The organism is Leisingera sp. ANG59, assembly GCF_013317235.1.
In the GTDB taxonomy this organism is placed as follows: Bacteria; Pseudomonadota; Alphaproteobacteria; order Rhodobacterales; family Rhodobacteraceae; genus Leisingera.
In genome coordinates this window covers 1-9626 of the sequence record NZ_WLCM01000079.1, presented here as the reverse complement: position 1 = coordinate 9626, position 9626 = coordinate 1, and the positions used below count along the sequence as shown (strand labels likewise).

The window sequence follows — 9626 nt, the reverse complement described above, 5'->3', positions numbered from 1 at the left end:
GTTCCGGTGCTGCTTCAACGGCGGCGGGGGCCTCTGCGGTGATGGCAGGRACTGGGGCTGCCTGGCTTTCCTGAGCCGCGCCAAAGGGGGCCATGAGCAGAAGGGCAGCCGCGGCTGCGGGCAAACGAAGGGTCATGGACCGGTCTCCAGCCAGAGGCGCCGCGGAGTGCGGCGGCAAATTGTCGGGGATGGCTGGGCGGCCCCTGAGGGAGCGGGGAATGCCTTGCTGCAAGCGTCTCAGGGGGAAACGCGGGGCCACGGGTAGGAAAACCAACCCGTTTTGTCAAGATTTCGGGATCAGGCGGCTTCTGATTGCCAGGTCATGGCCTCGAACTCTTCGCGGAAGGCGAAGCGGGCGAGGTGGCGGTCGATGATATCGCGCGCCTCGGCCAGATCAGCTGCATCCGGCGCGGTGACTTCGGCAGTCAGCACGCCATCGGCGGCGTGCAGAGTTGCAGGCCCCATTCCCAGCGCCACGGTGCCGCGGGTGTCGTCGTGGTCCACGGCGACCTTATGCGCGAAATGCTTGCACAGCTGCTGCAGGTATCTGGAGGCGTTCGGGGTCTCAAAACGGCCCTGGTCGGTGAGCATGGCATAATCCTTAGTCTTTTACTCAGATTGCAGCACAATAGCGCGCCGCGGGCCTGCCGCAAGCGGAAAACTGGCGCGCAATTTGCCAGCGCTGCGTAATTTTCGCTGCTGACAAACGGGGCCGGGATGCGTAGAAGGGCCGGGCTGCGGTGCAGGCAGGATCCGTGCCCTTGCCCTTGTTAGTCTCAGATTTTGGGGCTTGGGGCCGAGCGGATACGGCGACCCACATCTCAAGCGGTTCCATGAAAATCCTTGAGAGGCTCCCTATGTTCCGGGCTTTTGAAAATCTTGTCGATCCCTTTGCGCCTGCCGATCAGGCGCCGCCGCGGGCCACCTTAAGGGCCTACCTGGCGCAGCAGCTGGCACCCTACCGCAAATGGCTGCCCTTGATGTTTGCCACCGGCGTCCTGACCGCGCTGATGGAGAGCGGGCTGATTTTCTATTCCGGCCGGGTGGTCGACCTGATGGCGGAGACCGGGGCCGGGGCGTTCTGGGCGCAGCACGGCCGGGAGATGCTGCTGGCGCTGTTCTGCGTGCTGATCCTGCGGCCGTCGCTGGTCGGGCTCAATCACCTGCTGCTGGAGCAGACGCTGTCGTCGAACCTGCAGGAGCAGGTGCGCTGGCAGGCGCACCGGCACCTGCTGGGCCAATCGGCGGGGTTCTTTCAGAACGACTTTGCCGGGCGGCTGAGCAACCGGGTGATGCAGATGGGGCCTGCGGTGCAGGACAGCGTGCATATGCTGTTCGAGGCAGTGCTGTTTGCCGTCACCTACATGATCGGCGCGGTGGTGGTGCTGTCGCAGATAGACTGGCGGCTGGCGGTGCCGCTGGTGGCCTGGGTCGGGCTCTATGCGGTTTACGTGCGCCACACCGCGCTGAACGTGGCGGCAACGGCAGAGAAGTGGTCTGATGCGCGCTCTGCCGCGACCGGGCGGATCGTCGATGCCTATGGCAACATCGAGACGGTGAAGCTGTTTGCCCGCGACGGGCAGGAGCAGGCCTATGCGCTGTCGGCGCTGCGGCGGCTGCGCACGCGGTATCAGCGGTTCCTGCGGATGATGACGCGGCTGGCGTTCGGCAGCATCGCGATCAACGGGGTGCTGATCCTGATCGTGGTGGCACCGGCGGTCTGGTTGTGGATGCGCGGGGCCGTCAGCGTCGGCGAGGTGGCGGCGGCCTCGGCGCTGACGATCCGCCTGAACGGGATGAGCGGCTGGATCCTGTGGGTGACAATCCGGCTGTTTGAGAACATGGGGGTGATCCGCGAGGGGCTGCGGTCCTTGTCGGCGGTGCATGAGGTGACGGATGCGCCCGGGGCGAAGCCGCTGGAGGTGCGCCGCGCCGAGATGCGGGTCGAGGGGCTGCGGCACCACTACGGCAATACGAAGGGCGGGGTGAACGGCATAGACCTGCATATCCCGGCGGGCCAGCGGGTGGGCATTGCCGGGCCGTCGGGGGCCGGGAAGTCGACCCTGATCAACCTACTGCTGCGGTTCCGCGACCCGGAGGGCGGGCGCATCCTGATCGACGGGCAGGACATCCGCGAAGTGACGCAGGAGAGCCTGCGCAGCCGGATCGGAGTGGTGACGCAGAACACCTCGCTGATCCACCGCTCGGTGCGGGCGAATATCATGTACGGCAACCCCGGCGCGACCGAGGCAGAGATGATCGCCGCCGCCAAGCGGGCGGAGGCGCATGAGTTCATCATGGGCTTGCGCGACCAGCAGGGGCGCACCGGCTATGACGCCCATGTGGGCGAGCGCGGCGTGGCGCTGTCGGGCGGCCAGCGGCAGCGGATCGCGATTGCGCGGGTGGTCCTGAAGAACGCGCCGGTCCTGATCCTGGACGAGGCGACCTCGGCGCTGGACAGCGCGGTGGAGGAAGCGATTCAGAAGACGCTGCTGGACGTGATGCAGGGCAAGACGGTCATCGCGATTGCCCACCGGCTGTCGACGATTGCGCAGATGGACCGGATTGTGGTGCTGCAGGAGGGCGCAATCGCCGAGGACGGCAGCCACGCGGAGCTGCTGGCGCGGCAGGGGGTCTATGCCGGGCTGTGGCAGCGCCAGGCGGGCGCGGCGGAGCAGGTGCCGGAAGCGGTGTGACGACGCACAGGCAGAATGCAGAAACTGGAAACCCGGCTGGCTGGAAGGCGTGCCGGGTTTCTTTTGTCAGGACCGGGTTCCCGGGTTTTCAGATCGCTTCCGCGGTCTCGGGCGCTGCCTGCCGGATCCGGGTGCGGATCTGGGCATTATCGCTTTTCAGGGTCTGGAATACAGCGTCCCCGAACCATTCCAGCGAGGCTTCGCAGGCGGGGTCCTGCGCCATTGCCGCCAGCAGCCGGGTGTAGTCATAGGCGCCTTCGAACAGCGGCACCATGCCGTCGCGGCTGCCTGCGGCGCTGTAGACATTGCCGGGGGCGAAGACGTCCAGCCGGTCGCGGGCAGAGACGTTTTTCAGGTGGTAGTGGGCGATGCGGGGCAGAAGGATTCGGCGGGCCTCTACCGGGTCGTCGCCGCCTTCCCAGACGTGCAGTGCGTCGAAGTTGATGGCGAGCGCGTCGTGGTCCGTGGCGTCGATCAGGCCGCAGGTCGCCGTTAGCGAGTCGGCGAGGGTGCCGGGGTGGGTTTCGACAAGCAGGCGCAGACCGTGGTCGGCGGCGATGATGCAGGCCTCGCGCAGGGCGCGGATGGTCTGGCGGCGTTCTTCCGGGGTGGCCTCCGCGCTGGACTGCTGTCCTGCGAAGGTACGCATTTTGCCAGCCCCCCAGGTACGGGCCTGGGCGCAGAGCGCCAGGGTGCGGCTGCGCAACAGGTCCGGGTCATGCAGCGGCAGGTAGTCGCTGATCATCGGCACCGACAGGCCCTGCGCGGCCATCCACTGAGCGTTGTGAATGGCCAAGGGGGATTGGTTGCGGGCGTGGACGCCCCAGAGCTCGATGCCCTGAAAGCCGTTGTCGCGGGCCCAGAAGGCGATGTCCTTGAGGCCGATCAGCTGGTGGCGGAAGGAAATGGTGCAAAGCGAGATTTTCATGCCGGAACCTCCTGCGGCTGGGTGTCGTCCAGTTGGGAGCTGGCCGGGAAACTGGGCTGGGCTGGCAGGTTGGCGGCGCACCAGATGTCAAACTGGGTATGAAGCGCCGCCTTGATGGTGAATTCGAGCTGGTCCAGCGCATCCAGCGCCGCGAACAGGTCGGGGATCATGGCGCGGTCGCCTGTATGGGCGATGCGGGCGGCGAGGAAATGCAGACTGCGGAAGCCCTCGCACAGGGCTTCGACCCGGTCGCATTCGGCGTCGAAGGGTTCAAACGCCGTGTCCAGCTCCTGCCAGAAGAAGGCAAAGGCGTGCTCATAGGCGTATTTGCGCAAGGAGAGCACCGGCATTTCCCGCACCGCGCCGCCCAGGTCCGCCAGTGCCAGCGGGCGGGCGGGGTCGCAGTGGTATTCAAAGATCCGCCGCAGAGCGGAGGTCAGCAGGTTGCCGTCCGCGTGGAAGGTCTCGGTGAAATAGGCGGCGAGGTCCTGTGGCTTCGGTGCCTGGGTGTTGCCGCTGCTCAGGATGTATCCGCCCGCCACGGTGGGCTGCGCCATGGCGTTGAGGATGGTCTCGCGCGGCAGGTCGCCGCGCCAGCGGTAATCCGGGTCGTAAAGGTGCCAGAGATCCGGGTCGTCGGTCAGTTCAATGATGACGTAGTGCGGGAAGGGGTTCTGGTTGTACTTGTTCTCGCGCTCCGGCAGGTGGAACATGTCGAGGAAGGCCACCAGCTGCTCGTCATCGGATTTCGTCGACAGCAGCTGTTCGAACCGGATCAGGTTTTGCTCTTTGGTCTGGCCGTGGTCGTACCATTCGCGCACCGGGATGTTGTAGAGCCGTTCGACCCAATCGGCATACAGGTCCTGAGTGATATCCTCGCTGTGGTAAGCGAGCTGCATGGCGGGGGTCACCGCAAAGCTGCTGTCCCAGGTGCCGAAGTAGAACGGGCGGAAGTTCAGATGCTCATGCCGACGGATCGCGGCGCAGAGGCAGCTGACGAAGCAATGCACGGTTATTTCGCTGGGGGCTGGGGCGGTGTCCGCCTGCGGCGCGGTGTCTTCGCCCAGCAGCATGCGGATCAGCCCGTCGACGGTGGAGAAATCCGCCTTGGTCAGCTCGCGCTCGGGCATTTCGATGCCGTGATCGGTTTCCAGGTGCAGCATCAGGTTGATCAGGATCACCGAGTCGACGTGCAGGTCGTCGTTCAGCACCGCCTGCGCGGAGAAGTTCTGCATGTGCGGATTGGCGAGCGGCCCGGAGAGGGTCTGGCGGATAGCCTCAAGGATATGGTCGTAGGTCATGCGGGAACCATCTCCTGTGCGTATTGGGCCGAGATTTCGCGGCGGCTGATCTTGCCGTTGGCCTGGCGGGGCAGGGCGGGGAGGTGTTTGATCAGGGCGGGCTGCTGGTAGTCGGCCAGCGCGGTGCGGCAGGCCTGGCGGATGGTGTCTTCACTTGCGGTGCCGGCATACAACAAGGCCGCGCGGGCGCCGGAATGCGGATCAGCGATGCGGAAGGCGACTGCATCACTGACACCGGGCAGGGCCATGACGGTTTTCTCGATGTCCTGCGGATAGACGTTGAGGCCTGCGACGTTGATCATGTCATCGGCGCGGGCGGTGAAGACCAGCATGCCGGTCTCACTCAGGCAGCCGAGGTCGCCGGTGTCGATTGTCTGGCCCGCGATGGAGATGCGGACCGCGTCCGGGGTGCCGTTCCGGCCCGCGGTCAGGGTCACATGCGGCAGCGGCTGGCCGACGTCATAGGGGTTTTGCAGGTCCTGGTTGATGGCGACGCAGCCGGCCTCCGAACAGCCGTACTGCTGGAACAGATAGGTGGTGCGGGCGCGGATCAGCTGGAACCAGGCATCGGGCAGAACGGTGCCGGAGGTGTTGGCGGCATAGAGGCGCTGGCCCTCGGGCAGCAGCCGGGCCAGCGTGTGCAGCATCGCAGGCGAGGTATAGAGCAGCGGCTGATCCGTCTCGCGCAGGCGGCGCAGGATGTATTTCGGGTTCAGGCTGTCGATCACCACCGGCACATGGCCGCGGTGCAGCGCCACGAAGACGCCGGCAATCAGCCCGTAGGAATGGGTGATGGGGCAGGCAATCACCGGGATCATTGCGGCACTGGCTGTGAAGAAGGCAGCGTAGCTTTCGACCTCTGCCGCGATTTCGTCCCAGGTTCGGGTGATCACCTTGGCGGCACCCGTGGTGCCGGAGCTCATCTGCACCAGAACGCCGCCGCGCGGGGCGGTGTCCGCCTGGGACAGGGTGGTCTGTTTCAGCCCGTCGCTGAGCATCACGTCGCAGCCCGCCGCCTGCGCCATTTCGCGGGCGGTCTCCGGCGGGATGCCCGCGTGGACCGGGAAGACGCCGGCGCCTTGCGCGCGCAGGTACAAAAGCGCCGATAGTGCGGCGCCGGCGTTTTGCATGTGCAGGCCGTAGCGGTGCGTGGCGGGATCCATCAGCACGCGGTCCAGCCGCGCTGCAAGGTCTGAGGGGTCGATGGTCGTGTCGTTCAGAACAAACATGGCGGTTATCCTTTGTCGGTGGCCAGGGCGTTGGCGATCAGGTGGCCGTGCTGCGGGCTTTCGGGCTCTAACTTGCGGGAAATCAGGCTTTCGGCACGGATTTGCGGGGTGAAGGGGGCGAAGACCGCCTGCCGGTCCTGCATTCCGTGCTCAGCCGCGTAGCGGTCCAGACGGGTGCGGACGCGGCGCCAGAAGGTGGCCTCTGCCAGCCCGTAGTGGCGCTGCAGAAGGTCGGAGACGTCGGCGAGGTTGAAGACAAACAGCGTGTCCATCACCAGCCAGCGCAGCTCCTCAGGCGCGGACATGCGGTGGAACTTGTCCAAGGGCGCGTGTTTGTAGGCCGCATCTATCTGCGACAGGTCCGGGCAGAGGTCCGGACGCGACAGCAGATCCGGCACGTATTCCAGGCTTTCGTGGAAGTCGCGGGCTATAAGGCCGGTTGGCCAGCCGTCCTCGTGGCTCAGGATCAGGTTCTGGCCATGCGCCTCCAGCCCGATGCCGTGCGCGACCATCAGGTGCCAGACGGGCAGCACCGCAACCTCGATCAGCCGGGCGAGCCAGGCGTCGAGGCCGTGCGCCTCGATCCAAGGGGCAATCAGGGGGCGGCCGTCGGGGTCTGTGAGGGCCAGGCCGTTCACGGGCATCATGCTGTTTGCGGGCAGGCCGAGCGCCTCGGGGCTTTGCCGCCAGATCGCGGCCAGATGCCCGTCCAGCGCGGTGCCGCGGCCTGCGGTGATGGCGGCATATTCCGGCAGGATGGTCAGTGGGTAGCGGTTGGTGAACAGCGGGTCGCTGTCCAGCACCTGCGCCAGCCAGTTGGAGATCGCGGGCGCGACGGCGACCGATTCCGGCGCGAGGGTGCGCAAGGCCGAGGTGTTGCGCATTGCCATCGCGGTTTTCACATGGGCGTGGGCGGGGGTTCCGGCGTTCATCAGGGTACGGACCGACTGGGTGGCGCGGTAGGCTTCGCCGATGGGGCCGATTTCCGCCAGCCGACCCGCGTTGCGCCATGTGTTGAACAGCGGATCGCTTTGCAGTTTGGCGTGCTGCCAGGGGTGCAGGGGAAGTAGGTGGAAGGTGCCGGGCGGTGCGCCCTGCATCTCCGCCAGCGCGGTGATGCGCTGCCATTCTTCCCGGCCCAGCTCCTGCGTCCAGAAGTCTTGGTGCGGCAGTTCCTGTTGCACCAAGCTGTGATTGAACAGCACGCCCGTCAGGCGGAAGGTCTGGCCGTGCTCCGGCCCGTAGGCTAGGTGATCGGCGTCCGTGAACCCGCTGCGGGCCTTGTAGCAGGGGTGGTAGGGGTGGCCTTCGTGCAGAGTGGTTTCCAGCGCGGAGATGCCAAGGCGGTGCCGCCGGGTTGCTGTGGGGATATGCAGCGTGCTCAGGTCGCTGAGGTGTTCGGTATGGGCGAGGTCGGCGCGCAGGATGTCCAGTGCGGGCGACGGCTCCGTCACCGCTGCCAGCGCGTCTTCGGTGCTGGCGGGCCGCCATGTGCTGCCATCGCGGACCTCAATACTGCCCTCTTGCAGCCGGTAGCGGCCGAAGGCGCCGCGGCGGCCGCGGGCGCGGAACCGGGTTTGCCGGAAGGACCAGCTGACGGTCCGGCTGCGGTCCAGTTGCAGCGACGCGGCCCAGCCCTCGCACAGCAGCGCCTCGCACAGCTGGCGCAGCACGCGGGAAGCGGCGGTGGCGCGGTTCAGGCTCTCATGCAGGGACATCGGCGCGCTCCTGCACAGGCTGCGGCTGCACCGCGGCGATGGGGTTCGGCATTTCCAGGAACAGCCCTTCCTGGGCCTCGGTTTCCAGCTCATCCAGGTTGTGGACGCGGGTCAGCAGGTTGGCCTTGGCGGCCAGCGATGGCGTGGCCAGCAGATAGCGGGCGAACTCTGCCGCGGGGCCGCTGAAGCGGCCGGCGGCGGTGCTGAGGCGGCGGCGCAATAGCAGCAGAAGCGCAGTTTCGCCGATCAGCCCGTCACGCCCCAGGCGGCGGATCACCGCGAACAGCTGGTTGACCACGAGGTAATAGGCCAGCCGCTTGTTGATATGCGAGCGGGGATAGACGAGCGCGGACTGGCCCGCCAGCGACGGCTCCAGCGCGCTGAGGCGCGGCAAGGCATCTCGGGTGATGAGATAGCCTTGGTTGTCGCGGTAGAAGCCGCGGGACGGCAGGCCGGTGCTGAGGTCGAGCAGGCTGTTCTGCTGGTGCGCTTCCAAAGCGATGCCGTGCCGGTCATAGAGTTCCAGCATCGGGTCGAGCATGCAGTCGAGATAGGCGTCGAACCAGGTCCGGGCGGTGGCTGCCGGCGTTGCGCCCTGGGCGGCTGCCAGCCGTTTGATGATACCGGTGAGAAGCGCGGTGCGGCCGGGGAGCGGGTCGGCGGTGAGGGCGGCAAGGTTATAGATGCCGGCCCCCTGCTGCGCCGTGAAGGGGTTTGCGCGGAAGATCACCTCAAACCCGCTTTCGCGGCGTCCGGGCAGGTTCAGGCTCAGGTAGGCTGGATCCTCGATGATGCTGAACTTCGCGCTGAGCATGCCAGCCTTCAGGCGCTGCAGCAGCCGGGACATGGAGACGCCGACCTCAAGCTCGTTGTGCTTGGTGACGCGCAGCGAGTTGGTCAGGCGAACCGGGATCGAGAATTTCAGCATCCAGGGGCAGCCGGGGGCGTAGAGTGTGCGCATGGAGGAGGTGGCGGCAAAATCGCAGCCCGCCTCGCCCAGGTCACGGAGCTGGCCGGATGCCAGCAGCGCCTGCACTGCCGGGTCCAGCCGCAGCGCCTGCGCCTGCAGCGGATGCGCCGGGATCAGGGTTTCGTGCGGCTCCAGATGGAAGGCGCCGTCTACGCCCGGGATCTGGCGGACCATCGCGGCGGTGGGAGCCTGGGCAGAACCCTGCGCGACGAGGCTGCTGGAGGCGGCAAAGAAGGTGAGGCGGAATTCCCCGCCGTATTCCGGGGCATAGGCCGCCTGCTGCCAGCCGGTCAGCCCGTCGCGGCTTTTGGGGGTGGGGTGCAGCCAGTGGCCGTATGAAAGCGCCTGTTCCGCCGCCAGAAAGCCGTCCGGGTCCGGCATGTCCGCATGGCGCCGCAGGATTCTCTCGATCTCGGCGTTGCTGTTGAAGATGCCGCGCAGGAATTCCGGCAGTTTGCCGGCGTCGCGGGCGTTCAGCCGCGCAAAGCATTCCTGCGCAATCAGGGTGAGCACCTGCACCGGCGCGGCGGCCTGCCATACGGTGGAGTCCGCATAGCGGATCTGCGCCGGGCCGAAGTGATGCGGGCCAGTCTGAGAGAAATACTCGATCCGCACCCGCAGGCGGGCGGGAATATGGCTGAGCGGGAATTCCACCGCGTCGCATGCATCGGTCAGGATGGCGCTGCCGGGGGTCGTTTCGCGCAGCCAGGTGTTGAGCAGCGCCTGTAGGGAGGCGGCCTGCGCGGCCGCGGCGGCGCAGGGGCCGGGGGGAATGGTCTGCTGA

7 protein-coding genes are annotated in these 9626 nt (G+C 66.7%); 1 reads left to right on the top strand and 6 read right to left on the bottom strand.

Going from position 1 to position 9626, the window contains the following annotated elements:
* Positions 1-297: 297 nt before the first annotated feature.
* Positions 298-591 (bottom strand): DUF2218 domain-containing protein, encoded by a 294-nt coding sequence (locus tag GKC28_RS25550; protein WP_174149756.1) that lies wholly within the window; start codon positions 589-591, stop codon positions 298-300.
* 266 nt (positions 592-857) lie between these two features.
* Between GKC28_RS25550 and GKC28_RS25545 the strand changes: the two genes are divergently transcribed.
* Positions 858-2696 carry an ABC transporter ATP-binding protein gene (locus GKC28_RS25545; RefSeq protein ID WP_174149755.1) on the top strand — a complete coding sequence of 613 codons (1839 nt, stop codon included), beginning with the start codon at positions 858-860 and terminating at the stop codon, positions 2694-2696.
* A gap of 88 nt (positions 2697-2784) precedes the next feature.
* Here GKC28_RS25545 and GKC28_RS25540 read toward each other — a convergent pair whose 3' ends face one another.
* From GKC28_RS25540 to GKC28_RS25520, 5 genes are all read right to left on the bottom strand, one after another.
* Positions 2785-3624, bottom strand: coding sequence for a sugar phosphate isomerase/epimerase (locus GKC28_RS25540; RefSeq protein ID WP_174149754.1), 840 nt, complete (start codon positions 3622-3624; stop codon positions 2785-2787).
* On the bottom strand, positions 3621-4925 hold the full coding sequence (locus GKC28_RS25535; RefSeq protein ID WP_174149753.1) for a DUF6005 family protein: 1305 nt from the start codon (positions 4923-4925) through the stop codon (positions 3621-3623). The genes GKC28_RS25540 and GKC28_RS25535 overlap by 4 nt, the downstream gene beginning before the upstream one ends.
* Entirely contained in the window at positions 4922-6154 is a 1233-nt protein-coding gene (locus tag GKC28_RS25530; RefSeq protein WP_174149752.1) for an AMP-binding protein, read from the bottom strand. Before GKC28_RS25530 ends, GKC28_RS25535 begins: the two co-directional genes overlap by 4 nt.
* A gap of 5 nt (positions 6155-6159) precedes the next feature.
* Complete coding sequence (locus GKC28_RS25525; protein ID WP_174149751.1) at positions 6160-7872, bottom strand: IucA/IucC family siderophore biosynthesis protein; 1713 nt, start codon at positions 7870-7872, stop codon at positions 6160-6162.
* A partial coding sequence (locus GKC28_RS25520) for an IucA/IucC family siderophore biosynthesis protein (RefSeq protein ID WP_174149750.1) occupies positions 7859-9626 on the bottom strand: 1768 nt, incomplete at its 5' end. The genes GKC28_RS25525 and GKC28_RS25520, both read right to left, overlap by 14 nt.